The organism is Paracoccus sp. NBH48, assembly GCF_015390265.1.
GTDB classification, from domain to species: Bacteria; Pseudomonadota; Alphaproteobacteria; order Rhodobacterales; family Rhodobacteraceae; genus Paracoccus; species Paracoccus marcusii.
The window spans coordinates 787,081-807,801 of sequence record NZ_VUOJ01000004.1 but is presented as its reverse complement, the minus strand read 5'-3'; the positions used below and the strand labels follow the sequence as shown (position 1 = coordinate 807,801).

The 20,721-nt window shown below is 69.9% G+C and carries 19 protein-coding genes and 2 pseudogenes; 13 read left to right on the top strand and 8 right to left on the bottom strand.

Features of this window, described 5'->3' with window-relative positions; genetic code table 11:
• Positions 1–22 precede the first annotated feature (22 nt).
• Positions 23–3,473 (bottom strand): annotated as a pseudogene (locus F1642_RS10840) (chromosome segregation SMC family protein).
• Positions 3,474–3,629: 156 nt separating this feature from the next.
• Between F1642_RS10840 and F1642_RS10835 the strand changes: the two are divergent.
• Positions 3,630–4,010 (top strand): CidA/LrgA family protein, encoded by a 381-nt coding sequence (locus F1642_RS10835; protein WP_045999976.1) that lies wholly within the window; start codon positions 3,630–3,632, stop codon positions 4,008–4,010.
• Positions 4,003–4,722 carry an LrgB family protein gene (locus F1642_RS10830; RefSeq protein WP_045999975.1) on the top strand — a complete coding sequence of 240 codons (720 nt, stop codon included), beginning with the start codon at positions 4,003–4,005 and terminating at the stop codon, positions 4,720–4,722. Before F1642_RS10835 ends, F1642_RS10830 begins: the two co-directional genes overlap by 8 nt.
• A gap of 77 nt (positions 4,723–4,799) precedes the next feature.
• On the opposite strand, the gene mog is transcribed toward F1642_RS10830, so the two are convergent.
• Together mog and F1642_RS10820 are read right to left on the bottom strand one after the other, a co-directional pair.
• Positions 4,800–5,336 carry a molybdopterin adenylyltransferase gene (gene mog / locus F1642_RS10825; protein ID WP_194886217.1) on the bottom strand — a complete coding sequence of 179 codons (537 nt, stop codon included), beginning with the start codon at positions 5,334–5,336 and terminating at the stop codon, positions 4,800–4,802.
• The gene (locus tag F1642_RS10820) at positions 5,333–6,562 is read right to left on the bottom strand and encodes an argininosuccinate synthase (protein ID WP_194886216.1); all 1,230 of its coding nucleotides are present in this window, start codon (positions 6,560–6,562) and stop codon (positions 5,333–5,335) included. Before F1642_RS10820 ends, mog begins: the two co-directional genes overlap by 4 nt.
• A 428-nt stretch (positions 6,563–6,990) precedes the next feature.
• Here F1642_RS10820 and F1642_RS10815 point away from each other — a divergent pair, with 428 nt between their 5' ends.
• Both F1642_RS10815 and ilvA read left to right on the top strand, forming a co-directional pair.
• Positions 6,991–7,398, top strand: a complete 408-nt coding sequence (locus tag F1642_RS10815) for a hypothetical protein (RefSeq protein WP_194886215.1) — start codon at positions 6,991–6,993, stop codon at positions 7,396–7,398.
• A 38-nt stretch (positions 7,399–7,436) separates the two neighbouring features.
• Positions 7,437–8,678, top strand: coding sequence for a threonine ammonia-lyase IlvA (ilvA, locus tag F1642_RS10810; protein ID WP_045983339.1), 1,242 nt, complete (start codon positions 7,437–7,439; stop codon positions 8,676–8,678).
• On the opposite strand, the gene F1642_RS10805 is transcribed toward ilvA, so the two are convergent.
• On the bottom strand, positions 8,679–9,038 hold the full coding sequence (locus tag F1642_RS10805) for an Hpt domain-containing protein (RefSeq protein ID WP_194886214.1): 360 nt from the start codon (positions 9,036–9,038) through the stop codon (positions 8,679–8,681).
• Positions 9,039–9,148: 110 nt separating this feature from the next.
• Between F1642_RS10805 and F1642_RS15880 the strand changes: the two are divergent.
• A pseudogene (locus F1642_RS15880) lies at positions 9,149–9,499 on the top strand (PleD family two-component system response regulator); the annotation flags it as partial.
• Between the two features lie 385 nt (positions 9,500–9,884).
• Complete coding sequence (locus tag F1642_RS15875) at positions 9,885–10,448, top strand: PP2C family protein-serine/threonine phosphatase (protein WP_370582861.1); 564 nt, start codon at positions 9,885–9,887, stop codon at positions 10,446–10,448.
• On the opposite strand, the gene F1642_RS10795 is transcribed toward F1642_RS15875, so the two are convergent.
• Positions 10,445–10,888: an NUDIX domain-containing protein gene (locus F1642_RS10795; RefSeq protein WP_045999969.1), complete on the bottom strand. Its 444-nt coding sequence runs from the start codon at positions 10,886–10,888 to the stop codon at positions 10,445–10,447. The two genes, F1642_RS15875 and F1642_RS10795, sit on opposite strands and share 4 nt — an antisense overlap.
• A 153-nt stretch (positions 10,889–11,041) precedes the next feature.
• Here F1642_RS10795 and F1642_RS10790 point away from each other — a divergent pair, with 153 nt between their 5' ends.
• The 6 genes from F1642_RS10790 (at position 11,042) to F1642_RS10765 (ending at position 17,440) form a co-directional block, all read left to right on the top strand.
• Positions 11,042–12,070 carry an Hsp33 family molecular chaperone HslO gene (locus F1642_RS10790; RefSeq protein WP_194886213.1) on the top strand — a complete coding sequence of 343 codons (1,029 nt, stop codon included), beginning with the start codon at positions 11,042–11,044 and terminating at the stop codon, positions 12,068–12,070.
• Positions 12,067–12,651: a CoA pyrophosphatase gene (locus F1642_RS10785; protein ID WP_246071325.1), complete on the top strand. Its 585-nt coding sequence runs from the start codon at positions 12,067–12,069 to the stop codon at positions 12,649–12,651. The genes F1642_RS10790 and F1642_RS10785 overlap by 4 nt, the downstream gene beginning before the upstream one ends.
• Positions 12,648–13,793: a CCA tRNA nucleotidyltransferase gene (locus tag F1642_RS10780; RefSeq protein WP_194886212.1), complete on the top strand. Its 1,146-nt coding sequence runs from the start codon at positions 12,648–12,650 to the stop codon at positions 13,791–13,793. The genes F1642_RS10785 and F1642_RS10780 overlap by 4 nt, the downstream gene beginning before the upstream one ends.
• Complete coding sequence (locus tag F1642_RS10775; RefSeq protein WP_194886211.1) at positions 13,790–15,634, top strand: ABC transporter ATP-binding protein; 1,845 nt, start codon at positions 13,790–13,792, stop codon at positions 15,632–15,634. The genes F1642_RS10780 and F1642_RS10775 overlap by 4 nt, the downstream gene beginning before the upstream one ends.
• The gene (locus F1642_RS10770) at positions 15,631–16,854 is read left to right on the top strand and encodes a class I SAM-dependent RNA methyltransferase (RefSeq protein ID WP_194886210.1); all 1,224 of its coding nucleotides are present in this window, start codon (positions 15,631–15,633) and stop codon (positions 16,852–16,854) included. The genes F1642_RS10775 and F1642_RS10770 overlap by 4 nt, the downstream gene beginning before the upstream one ends.
• Positions 16,855–16,918: 64 nt before the next feature.
• The gene (locus F1642_RS10765) at positions 16,919–17,440 is read left to right on the top strand and encodes a murein L,D-transpeptidase family protein (RefSeq protein ID WP_045981359.1); all 522 of its coding nucleotides are present in this window, start codon (positions 16,919–16,921) and stop codon (positions 17,438–17,440) included.
• 41 nt (positions 17,441–17,481) lie between these two features.
• Here F1642_RS10765 and F1642_RS10760 read toward each other — a convergent pair whose 3' ends face one another.
• The 3 genes from F1642_RS10760 to F1642_RS10750 all read right to left on the bottom strand — a co-directional run bounded on the left by F1642_RS10760 (position 17,482) and on the right by F1642_RS10750 (position 19,948).
• Positions 17,482–17,997 carry a CAP domain-containing protein gene (locus F1642_RS10760; protein WP_045999965.1) on the bottom strand — a complete coding sequence of 172 codons (516 nt, stop codon included), beginning with the start codon at positions 17,995–17,997 and terminating at the stop codon, positions 17,482–17,484.
• A gap of 89 nt (positions 17,998–18,086) precedes the next feature.
• A complete protein-coding gene (gene hemH / locus F1642_RS10755) occupies positions 18,087–19,127 on the bottom strand; it encodes a ferrochelatase (RefSeq protein ID WP_194886209.1) in 1,041 nt (346 codons plus the stop codon).
• On the bottom strand, positions 19,124–19,948 hold the full coding sequence (locus F1642_RS10750; protein WP_127897820.1) for an SAM-dependent methyltransferase: 825 nt from the start codon (positions 19,946–19,948) through the stop codon (positions 19,124–19,126). Before F1642_RS10750 ends, hemH begins: the two co-directional genes overlap by 4 nt.
• 31 nt (positions 19,949–19,979) lie before the next feature.
• Between F1642_RS10750 and F1642_RS10745 the strand changes: the two genes are divergently transcribed.
• On the top strand, positions 19,980–20,714 hold the full coding sequence (locus tag F1642_RS10745; protein ID WP_194886208.1) for a ComF family protein: 735 nt from the start codon (positions 19,980–19,982) through the stop codon (positions 20,712–20,714).
• Positions 20,715–20,721: the final 7 nt, after the last annotated feature.

Below are 20,721 nucleotides of genomic sequence, written 5' to 3'. Positions count from 1 at the left end.
CCGGACCCTAGCGCGGGTCGCGTCAGGCGACCAGAGCCTCGGCGCGTTTCAGGTCCACGCTGACCAGCTGGCTGACGCCCTGCTCGACCATGGTGACGCCGAACAGCCGGTCCATCCGGCCCATCGTCACCGCATGGTGGGTGATGATCAGGAACCGCGTGTCGGTCCGGCGGGTCATCTCGTCCAGAAGGTCGCAGAATCGGCTGACATTGGCATCGTCCAGCGGCGCGTCGACCTCGTCCAGCACGCAGATCGGCGCGGGATTGGCCAAGAACACCGCAAAGATCAGCGCCATCGCGGTCAGCGTCTGTTCGCCCCCGGACAAAAGACTCAGTGTCGACAGCCGCTTGCCGGGCGGCTGGCACATGATCTCAAGCCCCGCATCCAGCGGGTCGTCGGATTCGACCATCACCAGGCGCGCCTCGCCGCCCCCGAAAAGCGTCGTGAACAGGGTGGCGAAATTGGCGTTCACCGTCTCGAACGCGGCCAGAAGGCGCTCGCGCCCCTCGCGGTTCAGGCTGCCGATCCCGGCGCGGAGTTTCGCGATGGCGGCCTCCAGGTCGGTCTTCTCGGCGGCCAGACCGTCGCGCTCGGCCTCCAAGGCGCGCTTGTCCTCGTCGGCGCGCAGGTTGACCGCGCCCAGGGCCTCGCGCGCGCCGCGCAGGCGGGCGATCTCCTGTTCCAGCCGGTCGACGGGGGCGGTCAGGTCGATCTCGCCCAAGCCCGCGCGCAGCTGGTCGGGGCTCTGCTCGGTCTCCTCGCGGATGCGGGCGCGGGCCAGGGCCTCGGCCTCGCGGGCGGCCTCCTGGCGGGCCTCGCGCGCGGCGCGGGCCTCGCGGGCCTCGCCTGCCTGCCGCTCTGTCTCGCGCTCGGCCAGGGCGGCGGCGCGGGCGGCGTCCTCGGCGGAGGTCAGCGCGGCGCGGGCCGCCGTCAGCCGCGTCTCCAGCTGCACCCCGCGCGTGACCAGCGCCTCCTCCTGCTCGGCCAGGATGGCGGGCTGGTCCTGCGCCTCGGCCAACTCATCGGCGGTGGCCTCGCGGCGGGCGGACAGCTCGGCCGCACGCGTTCCGGCCTGCTCCAGGCGCAGCCGCCAGCCCGATTCCTCCTTGGCGATCTCCTGCAGACGCTTGGTGCGGGCCTGCCCCTCGCGGCGCAATTCGTCCAGCGCGGCGCGGCGGGTCATCGTGGCGATGCGCGCGCCTTCGACGCCGGTGCGGGCATGTTCCACAGCCGCCGCGGCGTCGCCGCGGTCGGGCAGCGCGGCCAGTTGCGCCTCCGCCTCGGTCAGGCGGCCTTGGGCGTCGGCGGCATCGGCGCGGTGGCGCGCCAGCTCCGCCCGCGCCCCGTCGGCGCGGCTGGAGGCCATGGCCAGATCGGATTCCGCCCGCGTCGCGGCGCGCGCAGCCTCGGACAGCAGGCGCTCGGCCTCGCGGCGCGCATCGCGGGCCGATTTCTCGACCTCGGCGGCCTGGGCCAGATCGGCGCGGGCTGCCTCATGGGTCTCGCGAGCCTCCTCGGCGCGGGCCTCGGCACGCTCGGCCTGTTCGGTCACATGGGCCAGCTCGTTGACCTTCTGCAGATGCAGCGCGGCCGAGGACAGCGCCTGCCCCGCCATCACCCGCAGCCCGTCCCACCGGAACAGATCGCCCTCGGGCGTCACCAGCCGCTGTCCCGCCGACAGCATCGGTTGCAGCGCGGCCCCCTGCCCCGCGTCCAGCACCAGCCCCGTCTGCGACAGCCGCCGCGCTAGCAGATCCGGGCCGCGCACATGCGGTGCCAGCGGCACGGCGCCGTCGGGCAAGGGCTGCGGATCGTCCCAGCCCGGCAGGTCGTGCCAGCCCGACCCGTCGCCGCCCACGCCCGCGCGCAGATCGTCGCCCAGGGCGGCCCCGAATGCGGCCTCGTGCCCCCGCGCGACGGCCACCTGATCCAGAAGCGTGGCCCCCCCGGAGCGCCCGCGATCGACCAGCCGCTGCAGGGCGGTGCGTTCGGCGGCCAAGGCCGCGGCCTCGCCCTCGGCGGCGGCACGCGCCTGACGGGCGGCGGCCTCGCGGGTCTCCAGCGCGGCGCGCCCGGCCTCGGCCTCGGCCAGCGCATCCTCGGCGGCCTCGGTGCGGTCGCGGGCCTGATCCTGCGCGGCATCCGCCCGGTCCAGCGCGGCGGCCGCGGCCTCTCCGGCGGCATCGGCGGCGGCCAGCGCCTCGGCGGCCTCGGCGGCGGCCCGGTCCGCGCGGTCGAACATGGTGCGCAGGTCATGGGCCAGACGCTCGGCCGACTGATGGCGGGCGGCCAGGCGGGCGGATTCGTCGGTCAGCTCGGCCAGCCGGGCCTCGACCTCGTGCAGCGTCTCGGCGGCGGCCTCGGCCTGGGCTGTGGCGGCGTCCAGCCGCGCGTCGTGACCCTCGCCGCCCGCGCGCAGCTGCTCGGCCTCCCAGGTCAGGCGGCGCACGACCTCCTCGGCATCGCGGTTCAGCGCCTGCTCGCGCTCGATGTCGCGGTCCAGCTGCGCCAGACGCCCTGACAGCGCGGTGATGGCCTGGGTCGCGCGCCGCCCGGCCTCGGCCAGGGCCTCGGTCTCCACGGCCAGCCGCTGGACCAGGGCGGCGGCGATCTGCTCCTCTTCGCGCAGCGGCGGCAGGGCGGCCTCGGTCTCGGTCCGCCGCAGGACGGCGGCATCGGCGGCGGCACCCGCCTGACCGGCGGCCCGCACCGCCTCGGCCAGGGCCTGCGCCGCGGCAAGGCGCGCAGCCTCGGCATCCGACCAGCGGCGATACAGCAGCAGCCCCTCGGCCAGCCGCAGCGCGGCGCCGATCTCGCGGTACTTCGCCGCCGCACGCGCCTGCCGGGCCAGGGTCGCGGCCTGGGAGGACAGCTGGTCCAGCGTGTCGTCGACGCGCGTCAGGTTGCCTTCGGCCCCGTTCAGCTTCAGCTCCGCCTCGTGGCGGCGCGCGTAAAGCCCCGAGATCCCCGCCGCCTCCTCCAGGATGCGGCGACGCGACTTGGGCTTGGCGCTGATCAGCTCGCTGATCTGGCCCTGCCGAACCAGCGCCGGGCTGTGCGCCCCGGTCGAGGCATCCGCAAACAGCATCTGCACGTCGCGCGCCCGCACGTCCTTGCCGGCGATCTTGTAGGCGCTGCCCGCGTCGCGGGTGATGCGACGGGTGATGTCGAACTGATCGTCCTCGTTGAAGCCCGCGGGCGCCAGACGGTCGCGGTTGTCGACGCTCAGCGAAACCTCGGCATGGGCACGGGCATTGCGGCGCGTGGTGCCGGCAAAGATCACGTCCTCCATCCCCTCGCCGCGCATCGCGGTGGGGCGGTTTTTCGCCCATCACCCAACGCAGGGCCTCCAGCAGGTTGGACTTGCCGCAGCCGTTCGGCCCGACCACACCCGTCAGCCCCTCGCGGATGACCAGATCGGTCGGGTCCACGAAGCTCTTGAAGCCGTTCAGTCGCAGGCGGTCAAAGCGCAAGGGGTCGGGTCCAGATTCGAAAAGGCTGGCGGATTGTCCATCCGCAGGGGGGACAAGTCAACCGGACCGCAAGATGTCGCCCCGCCGGGACACTTATCCACAAGATGCGCGGCGTCGCCACTGGCGTGACCGGGGGCCGCACGCTACTCTGGCGGCATGATCCGCAGCCTTGCCATCATCCTGACGTTCCAGCTGGTCGGAGAGATCACCTCGCGCGGCCTGGGCCTGCCCCTGCCCGGCCCGGTGGTCGGATTGATCGCGATGGTCGCGGCCTTCATCCTGCGCCCCGACCTGGCGCAGGCGATCCGCCCCACGGCGACGGGACTCTTGTCGCATCTGTCGCTGTTCTTCGTGCCTGCGGGCGTCGGCATCGTGGCCCACTGGGATCTGCTGCGCGAACAGGGGCTGGGGCTGGCCGCCGCCCTGACGGGATCGACGGTGCTGGCCATCGCCGCAGGGGCCTGGGCCTTCACCGCGGTGGCCCGCCTGACCGGATCCGAAGAACGCGCCGCCCTGAGGGACCAGGGGCGTGAGTGATCCGGTCCTGATCTGGTCCTATCTGGCGCAGGGGCCGCTGTTGTGGCTGACCGCCACGCTGGTCGCGTACCTGGCGGGCGATGCGGTGTCGCGCAGGCTGGGCCGCGCCAGCTGGGCCAACCCCGTTCTGATCGCGGTGATCCTGCTGGCGGTGCTGCTGGGGATGACGGGGACCGACTATGCCACCTATTTCGACGGCGCGCAGTTCGTGCATTTTATGCTGGGGCCGGCCACCGTGGCGCTGGCGCTGCCTCTTTATGACAACCTGCCCCGCGTGCGGCGCGCGGCGTGGCCGATGCTGGCAGGGTTGCTGGCCGGATCGGGCGTCGCGGTCGTCTCGGCCCTGCTGATCGCCCGCGCCTTCGGGATCGAGGGATCGGTCCTGGCCTCGCTTGCACCGAAATCCACCACCGCGCCGGTGGCCATCGGCATCGCCGAACAGCTGGGCGGTCAGCCCACGCTGACCGCGGCGCTGGTTCTGCTGACGGGCATCTTCGGCGCGATCGTGGTCACGCCTCTGCTGAACGCGATGAAGATTCGCGACTGGCGCGCGCGCGGATTTGCGGTGGGCGTCGCCGCGCATGGCATCGGCACAGCCCGGGCGTTCCAGGTGAACGCCACAGCAGGCGCGTTTTCGGGCATCGGCATGGGCCTGAACGCGGTGCTGACGGCGATCATCGCCCCGCTGGCCCTGCGTCTGTTCGGCGGCTAGGCGCTTTCGGGTATTTGGACAAAGAAGAAATCAGTCTCCTTTGTCCAAATACCCCCTTTGCCGGCACCTACGGGCGGTCAGGCCGATTTGGGACGAAAGGCCTGGATCCGCGCAGGATCGGTCTCGATGTGCGCCGCACCCATCAGGTCCAGGCAGTAGGGGACAGCGGCAAAGACCGCATCTAGGCAGGTGGCGATGGCCGACGGCTTGCCGGGGATGGTGATGATCAGCGTCCTGCCGCGGATCGCGGCGGTCTGGCGCGACAGGATGGCGGTCGGCACCTCGCGCAGCGATGCGCGGCGCATCTCCTCTCCGAAGCCGGGCAGTTCCTTGTCCATCACGTCGGCCACGGCCTCGGGCGTCAGGTCGCGCGGCGCGGGGCCGGTGCCGCCGGTGACCAGGATCAGGTCCGCGCCCCCGTCGGCCAGATCGCGCAGGGTGGCGGCCACGCTGTCGCGGCCGTCGGGGATGATGTGGCGGTCGATGGCCATGGGCGAGGTCACGACACCCCGCAGCCAGGCCTCGGCACCGGGGCCGCCCTTGTCCTCGTACTCGCCGCGCGACGCGCGGTCGCTGACGGTCACGATGGCGATGCGGGCGGCCCCGGCGGTCATTTCGCCACGCGGGCGTTGCGGTTCGCGATCAGCTTCAGGCGCAGCGCGTTCAGGCGGATGAAGCCCGCCGCGTCCTTCTGGTCATAGGCGCCGGCATCGTCCTCGAAGGTCACATGCGCCTCGCTGTAGAGCGAATGATCCGACCAGCGGCCCACGCAGGTCGCCAGACCCTTGTAGAGCTTCAGCCGCACCGTGCCGGTGACATGCTCCTGGCTCTTGTCGATCAGGGCCTGCAGCATCTCGCGCTCGGGGCTGAACCAGAACCCGTTATAGATCAGCTCCGCATAGCGCGGCATGATCGAATCCTTCAGGTGGCCCGCGCCGCTGTCGAGCGTGATCTGCTCGATCCCGCGATGGGCTTCCAGCAGGACCGTGCCGCCCGGCGTCTCGTAGATGCCGCGCGATTTCATGCCGACGAAGCGGTTCTCGACGAAATCCAGACGGCCGATGCCGTGCCGGCCGCCCAGCTCGTTCAGCCTGGTCAGGATCGTGGCGGGCGACATGGCCTCGCCGTTGATCGCCACCGCATCGCCCTTCTCGAAGGCCACCTCGATGAACTCGGGCTGATCGGGCGCGTCCTCGGGGTTCACGGTGCGCTGATAGACATAGTCGGGCGCGGCCTCGGCAGGGTTCTCCAGCGCCTTGCCCTCGCTGGAGGTGTGCAGCAGGTTCGCGTCCACGCTGAAGGGCGCCTCGCCGCGCTTGTCCTTGGCGATGGGGATCTGGTTCTTCTCGGCGAACTCGATCAGCTTGGTGCGGCTGGTCAGGTCCCATTCCCGCCAGGGCGCGATCACCTTGATCGACGGGTCCAGCGCATAGGCCGACAGCTCGAACCGGACCTGATCGTTGCCCTTGCCCGTCGCGCCATGCGCCACCGCATCCGCGCCCGATTCCTGCGCGATCCGCACCAGATGCTGAGAGATCAGCGGCCGCGCGATCGACGTGCCCAGCAGATACAGCCCCTCGTACAGCGCATTGGCCCGGAACATCGGGAAGACGAAGTCGCGCACGAATTCCTCGCGCACGTCGACGATGTGGATGTTCTCAGCCGCGATGCCCAGCATCAGCGCCTTTTCGCGCGCGGGCTCCAGCTCCTCGCCCTGGCCCAGATCGGCGGTGAAGGTCACCACCTCGCAGCCGTATTCGGTCTGCAGCCATTTCAGGATAATCGAGGTATCAAGCCCCCCCGAATAGGCGAGGACGACTTTTTTCGGCGCGTCGGACATGCGGTTAACCCTTCGTCGAAGTTTCAGCGGGGAATACGGCGATTTGCGCGTTGTCACAAGGGTTCGGCGGCGATTAGGGTCTGGGCCATTTCAAACGAATGATTTGATGCTGGCCTTTCGCCTTCTCCGCCATTCCATTCTGCAGCTGACCGGCAATCTGGGCGCGGCGCTGACGCTGTCGGTTCTGCCGCTGTTGCTGGCCGCCCTCGGCATCGGCATCGGGATGGCCGCGCACCAGGCCCTAGCGGTCGGCGATCCGCCCGGGATCATTGTCGCAGTGGTGGCAGTGGCGATCGTCGCGACCTTCGTGCTGGGCCTTCGTCAGCCTGGCTGCATCCTGGCATCGTCACGTCCTCCTGGGGGAACGCCCGCAGGTCTTTCGCAGCTTCGGAGGTTCCGAGGCGCGCTATTTCTGGGCGGCGGTCAGGATGAGCCTCGGCATCATGCTGATCGTCTTCATGCCCATGATCCTCATCGTGGCGCTGACCTCGGCGTTGAACGGCAGCATCTACGTCACCATGCTGGCCAGCCTGATCATCGGGATCGCGGTGGCCATCATCGGCCTGCGCCTTGGAACAGGGCTGGCCGGGGCGGCCATCGGCGCCGCAAAGCCGCTGACGACCGGCTGGAAGGGGACGGAATCCTGTCTGGGCACCCTGCTCCTTCTGGCCGTGTTCAGCCAGATCCTGCAGACCATTCTGAACCTTGCGTCGCAGATCCCCGGTCTGGTGGGGCTGGTGGCCACGCTTCTGGCTGCCTGGCTGGGCACCCTGCTGTCGCTGTCGATCATCACCACGCTCTGGGGGCATTTCGTCGAGGGTCGCGCGCTGCGCTGACCCTTGCCAACAGGCCCGTTTCGCGGCATGGGCGGGGCATGGAAAACTTTGTCGCCGCCGTCCGTCTGGCCGAGGCCGCGCTTCGCGACCTGTTCGAGCCTACGCCCCTGCAACGCAACGACCATCTGTCGGCGAAATACGGCGCCGACATCTGGCTCAAGCGCGAGGACCTGACCCCCGTGCGCAGCTACAAGCTGCGCGGGGCGTTCAACGCGATGCGCAAGCAGGTCACGCCCGGCGCGCCCGGGCATTTCGTCTGCGCCAGTGCGGGCAACCATGCCCAGGGCGTGGCCTATGCCTGCCGCCATTTCGGCGCGCGCGGCACGATCTTCATGCCGATCACCACGCCGGGACAGAAGATCGACAAGACCCGCATGTTCGGCGGAGACGCGATCGAGATCGTGCTGAAGGGCGACTATTTCGACCAGACCCTGGCCGCGGCCCAGGCCTTCTGCGCCGAACAGGGCGCGCAGTTCCTGTCGCCCTTCGACGCCCCCGACGTGATCGAGGGGCAGGCGACCGTCGGCATGGAGATGCTGGCGCAGCTTGGCCGCGCGCCCGACCTGGTCGTGCTGCCCGTGGGCGGGGGCGGCCTGTCAGCGGGCGTCACGAAGCTGCTGGCGACCCAGGCGCCGGACACCCGCTTTGCCTTTGCCGAACCCCTGGGCGGCGCCAGCCTCAAGGCCGCACTGCAGGAGGGGGCGCCCGTGGCCCTGCCGGCGGTGGACAGCTTCGTCGACGGTGCCGCAGTCGCGCGCATCGGGGCCCTGCCCTTCGAGGCGCTGCAGCGCTTTACCCCCGCCGACGTCTATCTGGCCCCCGAGGACCGCATCTGCCGCACCATGCTGGAGATGCTGAACACCGAAGGCGTGGTGCTGGAACCCGCGGGCGCGCTGGCGTTGGACGTGCTGGGCGATCTGGGCGACCTGTCCGGCAAGACGGTCGTCGCGGTCTGTTCGGGCGGCAATTTCGACTTCGAACGCCTGCCCGAGGTCAAGGAGCGGGCTCAGCGGTTCCAGGGCGTGAAGAAGTATTTCGTGCTGCGCATGCCGCAGCGCCCGGGCGCGCTGCGCGATTTCCTGGACCTGCTGGGACCGAACGACGACATCGCGCGGTTCGAATATCTCAAGAAATCCGCCCGCAACTTTGGTTCGGTGCTGATCGGGATCGAGACGTCGGACCCGGCCAACCTGATCACGCTGATGGCGCGGCTGGACCGGTCGGGCTTTGCCTATCGCGACATCACGAACGACGGCATCCTGTCGGAACTGCTGGTCTGATCACGACGCGCGGGCGGCGGCCTGGCCGCCCTGGTCGCCGTCCATCACATGCGGCAGATCGCGCAGGAACAGCTGCTTTGTATGGCCGAAGCTGGCGCGCAGCGCCGCGGGGGCCAGGGCCGTCTGGTCGCCGCGGGCCAGCTGCTGTTCGGCGCGCAGGCACTGGGCGCAGAACTCGGTGAAGCCGATGTTTAGCGCCAGGCCGCGCAGCAGGTGCAGGTCCTCGGCCAGGTGCAGGGTGCGGCTGTTCAACGCGAACAGATGCGCCTCGATCTCGACCAGGATCATGTCGATGATGGGCAAAAGCTCCTCGGGGCCAAGCTCGTCGCGCAGCTCGATCACGCGGTTCCAATCGATCATTCCCCAAACCCTTCGAATCGCTGACATGCCCCTGTCTAGCGCGGTCGCGTTGCGAAAAGTTTAACCGCGGGAAACGGGGCGGTTTACCCGAAATTTACGACCGGCACGCTATGCATGGTCCCATGACAGCCGCGAATCGCCCCTCTCCCCTCTCCGACACGGCACCGCCCAAGCAGAAGCGGCTGGTGCTGCTGGTCGATGACAGCGCCGCGCAACGCCGGCTGCTGGCGCGGCTGCTGAAACGCGGCGGCTATGACGTGATCGAGGCCGCCAACGGGGCCGAGGCGCTGCAGCTGTGCGAAAGGCTGGCCCCGGACCTTGTGCTGTCGGATTGGGTTATGCCCGAGATGACCGGCCTGCAGTTCTGCGCCGCGTTCCGCCAGTTGTCGCGCCCGAATTATGGCTATTTCGTGCTGCTGACGTCGAATGCCGACGCCCATGCCATCACCGAGGGCTTGCAGGCCGGCGCCGACGATTTCCTGACCAAGCCCGTGGCACCCCAGGAACTGCTGGCGCGCCTTGCCGCCGGCGAACGCATCCTGCGCATCGAGGAGGAGCTGCGCGCCAGCAACACCCAGCTGCGCCAGGCCCTGTCTCAGCTGTCCGAGACCCAGGCCGCGATGGAACGCGACCTGCGCGAGGCGCGCAAGCTTCAGCAGGGGCTGGTGCGCGAACGCTCCGGGCGGTTCGGCCAGATCGAGATCAGCCTGCTGTTGCGCCCGGCGGGCCATATCGGCGGCGACCTGGTGGGGTTCTTTCCCATCGGCGACGACAGGCTTGGCCTCTATGCGCTGGACGTATCGGGGCATGGCGTGACCGCGGGCGCTGCTGACGGCGCAGCTGTCGGTGCACCTGTCGGGGTCGTCCGACCAGAACATCGCGCTGCGCGGCGCGCTTGGCGGGGCGGATGCGGGGGGGCCGGCGGCGCTGGCACATTTCTTCAACACGATGATGTTGGAGGAGATGAACACCGACACCTACTTCACCATGATCTATGCCGAGCTGAACCACATGACCGGGCATCTGCGCATGGTTCAGGCGGGGCACCCCCACCCCGCGCTGCAACGGGCCGACGGCACGGTGACGCATCTGGGCGCGGGCGGCATGCCGATCGGCGTCTTCGAAAGCCCGCTCTTCGACGAGATCGACATCACCCTTGGTCCCGGCGACCGTCTGCTGATCGCATCCGACGGCATCACCGAGGCCACGACCCCCAACGGCCGCCAGCTGGGCAATGACGGGCTGGAGGCGGTGATGCGCACCAACGCCTTCCTGAACGGCCATTCCTTCCTGGAATCGATGGCCTGGTCGGTGTCGGAATATTGCCGCGGCGAACGGCAGGACGACATGTCCGCGGTGCTGGTCGAGTTTCGTGGCACGGGCAAGGTCATCCGCCTGGACGACGGCTAGCGTCCCGCCAGCCACCCCGACAGCGCCGCACGCGACCCCGGATCGGCCAGCGCGTCCATCGCCTGCGCGGGCGTCATCCAATGCGCACTGTGTCCCGGTTCGGTCGGCGGCGACAGGCGGCTGATCGGCCGTGCCACCCAGATCTGACAGCGCTTTTCGGCGTGCATGTCGTAATCGGGCATGAAGCAGAACCGCCGATAGCTGCCCAGATAGCGCGGCGCGCCGATGGTCCAGCCGGTCTCCTCGGCCACCTCGCGGTGCAGGGCCGCCAGGGCATGCTCTCCAGGGTCGATGCCGCCGCCGGGCAGCTGGAATTCGGGTTCGGGCGCCTGCTGATGCGTCAGTAGGATGCGCCCGTCGCGCCACAGGATCGCATAGGCGCCGGGCCTGCGGCGATAGCGGGGTCCGGTCAGCGGCGGTTGTCCGAAACGCGGGATCATGGGGCACCTGTCTGATTGCCCGCCCGTGATAGCCCGGACCGGGCGTGGCGGAAAGCGGCGTGCCCGGGCCCCCTTGGGATCGGCGGAAAATGCCTTATATTGGGCGCAACCGGGCGCGCAATGTCGGCGCCGACACCACCTCAAGGATCAATCATGAGCAAGATCAACCAGATCGCCTGGGACGACACCGTACTGCCCTTTCAACTTGACCGCAGCTCCATCCGGGGCCGCGTGGTGCGTCTGGACGGCGTCTTGGACCATATCCTGTCGCGCCACGACTATCCGCCCGCCGTCAGCGCCATGGTCGCCGAGATCGCGCTGCTGACCGCGCTAATCGGCCCGACCGTCAAGCTGCGTTGGAAGCTGAGCCTGCAGGTGCGCGGCAACGGCGCGATCCGCACGCTGGCCGCCGACTACTTCGCCCCCGAGGGCGAGGGCAAGCCCGCCCGCATCCGGGCCTGGGCCAGCTTCGACCCCGATCGCCTGGATGCCCGCGCCCCCTTCGAGCAGATCGGAGAGGGCTATTTCGCCATCCTGATCGACCAGGGACCGGGCAGCACCCCCTATCAGGGCATCACGCCGCTGACGGGCGGGTCGCTGTCGGCCTGCGCGCAAACCTATTTCGCGCAATCCGAACAGCTGCCGACGCGGTTCCAGCTGGCATCGGGTCAGTCGCGCCTGTCCGGTCAGGACACGCAGTGGCGCGCCGGCGGCATGATGCTGCAGACTTTGCCCGGCAATCCGGCGCAGCCGACCGAGGGCGGCAGCGGCGAGGGCGGGCTGATCGAGGCGGCCGACATCCTGCAGGGCGCGGAATCCGAGGATTGGAGCCGGGCCAACATCCTGCTGGACACGGTCGAGACGCTGGAGCTGATCGGCCCCACCGTCGGCCCGACCGACCTGCTGCTGCGCCTGTTCCACGAGGAGACGCCGCGGGTCTTTGACGCGCATCGGGTGGAATTCGGCTGTTCCTGCGACGCCGACCGGGTGCGGGGCACGCTGTCGATCTATTCGGCCAAGGATATCGCGCACATGACCACCCCGGAGGGGACCGTGACCGCCGATTGCCAGTTCTGCGGCGCGCATTACGTCTTCGACCCGCAAAGCCTGGGCTTCGAGGCGACGGTGGATGCCGACGGCAACCCCCTGCCCGACAGCGACAGCGACAAGGCGGCCGAGTGACGGAGTGGTCCGAATCCCGCCTGCGCGACGCCCTGCGTCGCGCGGCGGACCCCAGCTCTGACTATGACTTGAACCCCGAAGCCGCGCCGCCGGACGCGCCCCTGCGCCCGGCGGGGGTGCTGGCGGCGTTTCGCGCCGATGACGGGCGCCTGGTCCTGACCAAGCGCGCGTCGGGGCTGCGCCACCACCCCGGGCAGATCGCCCTGCCCGGCGGCAAGGTCGATCCGGGCGACGCCGATGCCGTCGCTGCCGCCCTGCGCGAGGCGCGCGAGGAGATCGGCCTGGACCCCTCCCAAGTGCGCGTGCTGGGATGCCTGCCGCCGCACCGGACCGTCACAGGCTTTTCCGTGACCCCGGTTTTGGCCGTGATCGACGGCCCCTTCGCCCCCGTCCCCGAGGCCGGAGAGGTGCAGGAGGCGTTCGACTTGCCCTTTGCGCATGTCGCTGACCCCGCCCGGTATCGCGTCGAACGCCGGCGCTGGCGCGGCGGCTGGCGCAGCTATCACGCGGCGCCGTTCGGGCCCTATTACCTGTGGGGCGCGACCGCGCGCATCCTGCTGGGACTGGCGCGGCGCCTATGACCCGGTTACCCGCGCATGTGCTGGAGGATGCCGCCCTGATCCGGGTGCTGGACGCGCTGCAGGCAGAGGGCGATCACGCCTATCTGGTGGGCGGCGCGGTGCGCAACGCGCTGTTGGGCCAGCTTATCGACGACATCGACATCGCGACCGACGCCCTGCCCGACCGGGTGACCCGACTGGCGCAGGCTGCGGGCCTGCGTGCGGTGCCCACGGGCATCGACCACGGCACCGTGACGCTGATCGCCGGCGGGCGCGGGTTCGAGGTCACGACCTTTCGCCGGGACCTCGACACTGACGGGCGTCATGCCGTGGTCGCGTTCTCGACCGACCTGGCCCAGGACGCGGCGCGGCGCGATTTCACCATCAACGCGCTTTACGCGGCCCGCGACGGGGCGGTGATCGATCCGATGGGCGGCCTGCCCGATCTGGCCGCGCGTCGCCTGCGCTTTGTCGGCGACGCCCACGCGCGGATCACCGAGGATTACCTGCGCATCCTGCGCTTCTTCCGCTTTCTGGCCCGCTATGGGCAGGATGCCGACCCGGCCGCCGTCGCCGCCTGCGGCGCGCATCGCGACGGCCTGTCGCGCATCGCCCGCGAACGCATCGGGGCGGAACTGAAGAAACTGCTGGACGCGCCCGACCCCGGCCCGGCGGTCGCGCTGATGGACCAGACGGGGGTGCTGCATCAGTTGCTGCCCGGTGCCGATGCCGCGCGCCTGCAGGCGCTGCTGGACGCCGAACCCGCGCCCGGCGGCTGGCTGCGCCGTCTGGCGGCGCTTGGCCCGGTCCAGCCCGACCTGCGCCTGTCGCGCGCCGATCAGCGCGCGCTGGCGGCGCTTGACCGGGCGCGCGGCTGGTCACTGGACCGCGCAGCGTGGCACCTGGGCGCGGATGCCGCGACCGACCATGCCGCCCTGATGGCCGCCGACGGCCACCCGCTGCCCCCCGACTGGCAGGCCCGCATCGCGCGGGCGACCCGGTCCCCCCTGCCCGTGGCCGCCGCCGACCTGGCCCCGCTGCAGGGGCCTGCCTTGGGACGGGCCCTGAAGGCCGCGGAGGAGGCGTGGATCGCATCGGCCTTCACCCTGCCCGCCCCTGCCCTGATCGACGCGGCCCGCCTGGCCGGGAAGGACGACGAATGAGCCTGCACACCCGCTTCGGCCGCATGGTCGACGCCTTTCGCCCAGCCGAGGGCGCGCCGCCCGCCACGCTGATGGCCTTCTTCCGCTGGTGCCTGTCGGGCGCCTGGCCGGGGCTGGGCTTTGCCGCCATCGCCTCCGCCTTGGGCGGGGTGGCGGATGTCGTCTCGGCGCTGCTGCTGGGGATGGTCGTCGATGCGGTCACGACCAGCGCGCCCGGCGTCTTCTGGGACCAGAACTGGGGCCTGGTCGCGCTGTTCGCGGGGTTCTTCCTGGTGGTGCGCCCGGCGATCTATGGCCTGTCCACGGCCAGCTCGAACGTGATCATCGGGCCGAACATCCTGCCGCTGGTGTTGTCGCGCCTGCATCGCTGGACGATGGGACATGCGGTCACCTTCTTCGACAACGACTTTGCCGGGCGGCTGGCGCAAAAGCAGATGCAGACCGCGCGCGCGGTGACCGATGTCGCATCCGAGATGGTGAACGTGGTGGCATTCGCCCTAGCATCCGTGCTGGGATCGGCGGCCTTCCTGCTGGCCGTCGATGGCTGGGGCGCGGTGGCGCTGCTGGTCTGGCTGGCGGCCTATTTCGCGCTGATCCGGTTCTTCCTGCCGCGCATCCGCGCGAAATCGGGCGCACGCGCATCGGCGCGGGCCAATGTCACCGGACAGGTCGTCGACACCATCACCAACATCAAGACGGTCAAGCTGTTCGCCCATGCCGACCACGAGGATCAGGCCGCCCTGGGCGCGATGGCCGGGTTCCGCGAACGCGCGCTGGATTTCGGCGTCGTCTCTACCTGGTTCCGGCTGTCGCTGATGGTCGTGGCGGGGATCCTGCCGGTGATTTTGGTCGGCGGCGCGATCCTGCTGTGGCGCGACGGCACCGCGACCGTGGGCGATGTCGCCGCCAGCGGTGCCATCGCCATGCGCCTGTCGCAGATGACCGGGTGGGTCAGCATGGCCCTGATGGGCATGTGGGGCAGCATCGGAGAGGTCGAGGACGGGATGAAGACCCTGTCCCCGCCCCATGCCCTGACCGACCGCCCCGGTGCCCGGACCCTGTCGCGCGTGCAGGGCCGGATCGAGTTCGACCATGTCGAATTCGCCTATGGCCGCGACGCGGGCGGCATCCGCGACCTGACCCTGACCATCCCGGCCGGAGAGAAGATCGGCATCGTCGGCGCGTCCGGCGCGGGCAAGACGACGCTGGTCGGCCTGCTGCTGCGGCTCTACGATGTCGAACGGGGCACCATCCGCATCGACGGCCACGACCTGCGCGATGTGACCCAGGAAAGCCTGCGCCGCCAGGTGGCGATGGTCACCCAGGACACCGCCATGTTCAACCGATCCGCCCGCGACAACATCCTGTACGGTCGCCCCGACGCGACGCAGGACGAGGTCGTGGCCGCCGCCAAGGCGGCCGAGGCGCATGACTTCATCCCGACGCTGGAGGATTACGCGGGCCGCACCGGGTACGACGCCTATCTGGGCGAACGCGGCGTCAAGCTGTCGGGCGGCCAGCGCCAGCGCATCGCCCTGGCCCGCGCCTTCCTCAAGGACGCGCCGATCCTGGTCCTGGACGAGGCGACCAGTGCGCTGGACAGCGAGGTCGAGGCCCAGGTCCAGGATGCCCTGACCCGCGCCATGCGCGGCAAGACCGTTCTGGCCATCGCGCACCGCCTGTCCACCATCGCCGAACTGGACCGCATCCTGGTGATCGAGGACGGGCGCATCGTCGAACAGGGCGGTCATGACGACCTGCTGGCCCGCGACGGCCGCTATGCCCGCTACTGGAACCGCCAGTCGGGCGGTTTCCTGGGCACCGAAGAGGCTGCCGAATGACCCATTGGACGATCGAGCGGCTTGGCCGCAAGGGCGACGGCGTGGCCCTGTCGGGCGACGCCCGCGCGCTGGCCCCCCTGGTCCTGCCCGGAGAGGTCGTCGAGGGCGAGGCCCTGGACGGCCGCATCGCCGCACCGCGCATCGTCACCCCGTCCCCGGACCGCATCCGTCCCGTCTGCGGCCATTACCGCGCCTGCGGGGGCTGTTCGCTGATGCACGCGACCGACGCCTTCACTACCGTCTGGAAGACCCAGGTCGTGCTGACCGCGCTGGCGGCCCAGGGGATCGCGGCGCCCCTGCCGCAGGTCCACGTGTCGGCGCCGAACAGCCGCCGCAGGGCCGTGCTGTCGGGGCGGCGCACGAAGAAGGGCGCGACCGTGGGGTTTCATGGCCGCGCATCCGACGTGATCGTCGATCTGACCGAATGCCACGTGCTGCGCCCGCAGATCCTGGCCGCGCTGCCGCTGCTGCGCCGCATCGTCATTGCCGGGGCGTCGCGCGCGGCGGAACTGTCGCTGGTCGTCATCCATGGTCCGGCCGGGCTGGACGTCGCCGTGCGTGGCGGCAAGCCGATGGACCCTGCGCTGTTCCAGGCCCTGGCCGCCTTGGCGGACGAGGGCGATCTGGCGCGGCTGGACTGGGATGGCCAGGCCATCACCCGCCGCGCGCCCGCCCTGCCGATGGGGCGTGCGCATGTCGTCCCCCCGCCCGGTGCCTTTCTGCAGGCCACCGCCCAGGGCGAGGCCGCACTGCTGGCTGCGGTGCGCGACACCGTGGCGGGCGCGTCCAGGGTCGCCGATCTTTTCGCGGGCTGCGGGACCTTCACGCTGCCCTTGGCGGAACAGGCCGCCGTCCATGCGGTCGAGGGGCTGGCCGCACCCCTGTCCGCCCTTGATTCGGCGTGGCGGGCCACGTCCGGCCTGAACCGTGTCACGACCGCGGTCCGCGATCTGGCCCGCAGGCCGCTGATGCCCGATGAACTGGCCCGGTTTGACGCGATCGTGATCGACCCGCCCCGCGCCGGGGCCGAGGCGCAGATGCGTCAGATCGCCGCCGCTCGCGTCCGGGTGGTGGCGGCCGTGTCCTGTGACCCGGTCAGTTTTGCCAAGGATGCGCGGATTCTGGCCGATGCCGGCTATGGCATCGACCGACTGTGGGTGGTCGACCAGTTCCGGTTTTCCCCGCATGTCGAACTGGTGGCGGCGTTAACGCACCGCTAGGCAGGCATGGTGTATCCGTGATATTCCGGGCCCATAAAAAATCAAAAACGCTTCAGAGGCAGTGATGATCAGAACCACCCGTCGGACGTTCACGATTTCGATGCTGGCCCTGCTGGCTGCCTGTGGAAAGCCGCAGCAACCCAGCAAGTTCCAGCGCTATTCCGGGCCGCCGATCACCCAGGTGCAGGTGAACAAGGGTCAGCGTCGCATGCACCTGTTCAGCGGCAGCACGCCGGTCCGGTCCTATGACATCAGCCTGGGCAACCAGCCGGTGGGGCACAAGCAGTTCTCGGGCGACGGCAAGACCCCCGAAGGCGTCTATTACATCGACCGCTTCAACCCGCGCAGCGCGTTCCACCTGTCGGTGGGCATCTCGTATCCGAACCCCAACGACCGCGCCTTCGCCGAGCAGTACGGCATGGATCCGGGCGGCGACATCTTCATCCACGGCCGCGGACCCCAGGGCAACAACCTGTTCCCGCGCCAGCGCGACTGGACGGCCGGCTGCATCGCCGTCACCGACGAGGAAATCCAGGAAATCTATGCGATGCTGATGCCCGGCACGCCGGTCGTCATCTATCCCTGACCCCCGCGACCGATGCGGCCCCGCATGGGGCCGCCCGATGCCTAGCGTCCGGTCAGCAGCGTCCACCAGACCTTGCCCGACGGCTCCTTGAACCAGGCAAAGCCCAGCTGCGTCGCGGTCGGGTCCATGATCACGTCGCGGGTGTCTCGCGTGGACATCCATGCGGCCAGCGTCTCGATCTCGTTCTCGTAGGTCTCCGAGATGTTCTCGCCGATGATCTCTCCGCCGAACCCCTGACGCTGCGCCCGGTCCAGGGGCGACGATCCGTCCGACCCCCAGTGCCAGGCCCGGTTCTGGGCCGACATGTCACGCGAATGGACCAGCGACGCCGCCTCCAGCGCGGGGCTGGGCTGCAGCGGGGACAGGCCGATATTGCCGCGCAGCGTGTTGATCTGCTGCAGCACGCGCCCCGCGATGGCCGCGTTGTCGTCGACCACCGGCGCCGCCGCCGCGGCCGGGTCCATGGGCATGGCCATCGGCGCAGGCGCCAGGTTGCGCGGGCCGCACGCGCCCAGCACGATCAGGCCCAGAATCGCAAGCGCGTTGATTTTCTTCATGTTCCGGCCACTCTCCTCGCGCACATGGCCTAGTCCTATCCAATGCCTCGCACCGGATCAAACCCAACTTGGCGTGAACGCGCCGACGCTCAGCGCGGCTGCACCCAGCCGCCGATGTTCTCGCGCACCACCTCCAGCATGACGCGGATATGGGCGGGGTCGTCGTTCAGGCAGGGGATGTACTGGAATTCGTGCCCCCCGGCCTCCTCGAAGGCCTCCTTGATCTCGCCGTTGATCTCCTCCAGCGTCTCGATGCAGTCCGACGAGAACGCCGGAGAGATCACCGCGATGTCGGTATGGCCCTGCTTGGCCAGCTCGGCCACATGCTCCACCGTATAGGGCTTCAACCACTCCTCGCGGCCAAAGACCGACTGGAAGGTCGTGTCGATGATCCCCTCGGGCCAGCCCAGCTCCTCGCGCAGCAGGCGCGACGTCTTCTGGCACTGGCAGTGATAGGGATCGCCCTGCATCAGATAGCGCTTGGGCATGCCGTGATAGCTGGCGACCAGCTTCTTCGGCACCTTGCCGTCCAGCGCGCGGCGCACGCTGTCGGCCAGCGCCTTGATGTAGTCGGGGCGGTTCACATAGGGCTCGACCGTGCGCACGGCGGGCTGCCAGGTCTCCTTCATCAGGACGCGGAACAGCTGGTCGTTGGCCGTGGCCGAGGTCGGCCCCGCATATTGCGGATAAAGCGGCAGGAACACGATCCGCCGACAGCCCGCATCGACCATCCGTCGCACCACGTCCCCGGTCGATGGATTGCCATAGCGCATGCAGAAATCGACCATCACCTGATCGCCCCATTCGTCATGCGCCATCTGCGCCAGCGCGCGGGTCTGGGCCTTGGTGATGGTCAGCAGCGGGCTTTCGTTCGCCTCGTGGTTCCAGATCAGCTTGTAGTTCTTGCCGGAACTGAACGGGCGCTTGGTCAGGATCACCCCCTGCAGCAGCGGCTGCCAGATCAGGCGGTTCACGTCGACGACGCGGCGGTCGGACAGGAACTCGTTCAGATAGCGGCGCATCGACCAGTAGTCATAGCCGTCCGGCGTGCCCAGATTGGCGATCAGGATGCCGGTCTTGGCGGGCTTGACCGCGGGATGGTCGGCAGGCGCGTGGGTGGGTCTCATCATGACTTCCTGAGTTTTGTCAGCGCATCGGCCAGCGAGGTGGTGGCCGATCCGGGGCGCAGGGGCTTTGGCTGGCTGTCCGAGGGCGCCCAGCCCGTCAGAAAGACCAGATCGAAGGTGACGGCGACACGGGACGGATCGTCGCGGTCGGGACTGTGGGCGGCCAGCAGATCGGCGGCGCGGGCCAGCACGGCGCGCGGGGTGGGCCGGCGCAGGCGCGCGGCCATGGCGTTGCCCTCGCCCATCGCACGCAGGTCGCGGCCCAGGTGGAACAGGTCGCGATAGCTGGCGCGCTGCGGCAGCAGGTCGGCCACCGGCAACGCCAATCCCGCGCGGGCCAGCAGGCCGCCCAGGTCGCGGATCTCTCCCATCGGCAGGATCCGGGGCGACAAACCACCGGTGATCTCGGCTTCGGCCTGGGCCAGGGCGGCGCGGGGTTCGGACAGGGTCTGGCCGCCGAACAGGACGCCGATGAACAGCCCGTCCTCGCGCAGGGCGCGGCGGCATTGCACCATCTGCCCGACCGGATCGTCCGCCCAGTGCAGCGACAGGGCGTGGATCACCAGGTCATGCGCGCCGGGTTCCAGGTCCAGCACCGGGTCGTCCGCCACCACCCGCGCATCGGGAAAGCGCGGGCCCCAGATGTCGGGAAAACCGGTCACCAGGGCGGGGGCCGTAAAGGTTCTGTTAACCTCGGCCAGCCTATCGTGGATCTCGTCGGCGGCGATCTGGTGGAACAGGTCGACCATGCCGTCCCGTTGGGCGCGGCGGCGCTGGCGGGTCAGGGCGATGCGATCGGTCAGGGCGGGTCTGGGGTCACTCATGGGACGGGAACATAAGGTGCTTTCGGGGGCGATGAAAGCCGCGCTGCGGCTGTTCTATCCGCCCCAATGCCTGTCCTGCGGCGCGGGGGTGGCCGACGGGGGCGCGGGGGCCGTGCATCTGTGCGCCGACTGCTGGCCCGAGGCTGCCTTCATCACCGGCGCCTGCTGCGATTGCTGCGGGGCGCCGCTGCCCGATGACGGGTCGGGCATTGACATGGTGCTGGTCTGCGACGACTGCCTGGGCACGGTGCGGCCCTGGACGCGGGGGCGCGCGGCGATGGTCTATGGCGGCACCGCGCGCAGGCTGATCCTGGCGCTGAAGCATGGCGACCGGCTGGACCTGGCCCCGCCCATGGCCGCGTGGCTGGCGCAGGCGGCGGCACCATTGGCGATGCCCGGCATGATCGTGGCCCCGGTGCCCCTGCATCTGCGCCGCCTGGCAAAACGCAAGTACAACCAGTCCGCGCAGGTGTCGGGCCGGGTGGCGCGCGCCCTGGGGCTGGATCACCAGGCCGACCTGCTGGTGCGGGTGCGCCACACGCAGGCGCAGGACCATCGCGGCGTGGCCGACCGCTATGCCAACCAGCAGGACGCCCTGGCCGTGCATCCGCGTCGCACGGCGGGCGTGGCGGGGCGGCCGGTGATGCTGGTCGACGACGTGATGGCGTCGGGGGCCACGATCCACGCGGCGGCGCTGGCGCTGCTGGCGGCGGGATCGGGGCCGGTTTCGGTGGCGGTGCTGGCACGCGCGGTCAAGGATCACTAGATAGGGG

Bases quoted from the DNA above. Each gene is read 5' to 3' on its own strand.
- F1642_RS10750 (WP_127897820.1), bottom strand. From the start codon at position 19,948: ATGAGTGACCCCAGACCCGCCCTGACCGATCGCATCGCCCTGACCCGC.
- F1642_RS10835 (WP_045999976.1), top strand. From the start codon at position 3,630: ATGATCCGCAGCCTTGCCATCATCCTGACGTTCCAGCTGGTCGGAGAG.
- F1642_RS10775 (WP_194886211.1), top strand. From the start codon at position 13,790: ATGAGCCTGCACACCCGCTTCGGCCGCATGGTCGACGCCTTTCGCCCA.
- F1642_RS10790 (WP_194886213.1), top strand. From the start codon at position 11,042: ATGAGCAAGATCAACCAGATCGCCTGGGACGACACCGTACTGCCCTTT.
- F1642_RS10745 (WP_194886208.1), top strand. From the start codon at position 19,980: ATGAAAGCCGCGCTGCGGCTGTTCTATCCGCCCCAATGCCTGTCCTGC.
- F1642_RS10795 (WP_045999969.1), bottom strand. From the start codon at position 10,888: ATGATCCCGCGTTTCGGACAACCGCCGCTGACCGGACCCCGCTATCGC.
- F1642_RS10760 (WP_045999965.1), bottom strand. From the start codon at position 17,997: ATGAAGAAAATCAACGCGCTTGCGATTCTGGGCCTGATCGTGCTGGGC.
- ilvA (WP_045983339.1), top strand. From the start codon at position 7,437: ATGGAAAACTTTGTCGCCGCCGTCCGTCTGGCCGAGGCCGCGCTTCGC.
- hemH (WP_194886209.1), bottom strand. From the start codon at position 19,127: ATGATGAGACCCACCCACGCGCCTGCCGACCATCCCGCGGTCAAGCCC.
- mog (WP_194886217.1), bottom strand. From the start codon at position 5,336: ATGACCGCCGGGGCCGCCCGCATCGCCATCGTGACCGTCAGCGACCGC.
- F1642_RS10815 (WP_194886215.1), top strand. From the start codon at position 6,991: ATGAGCCTCGGCATCATGCTGATCGTCTTCATGCCCATGATCCTCATC.
- F1642_RS10780 (WP_194886212.1), top strand. From the start codon at position 12,648: ATGACCCGGTTACCCGCGCATGTGCTGGAGGATGCCGCCCTGATCCGG.
- F1642_RS10770 (WP_194886210.1), top strand. From the start codon at position 15,631: ATGACCCATTGGACGATCGAGCGGCTTGGCCGCAAGGGCGACGGCGTG.
- F1642_RS10805 (WP_194886214.1), bottom strand. From the start codon at position 9,038: ATGATCGATTGGAACCGCGTGATCGAGCTGCGCGACGAGCTTGGCCCC.
- F1642_RS10820 (WP_194886216.1), bottom strand. From the start codon at position 6,562: ATGTCCGACGCGCCGAAAAAAGTCGTCCTCGCCTATTCGGGGGGGCTT.
- F1642_RS10765 (WP_045981359.1), top strand. From the start codon at position 16,919: ATGATCAGAACCACCCGTCGGACGTTCACGATTTCGATGCTGGCCCTG.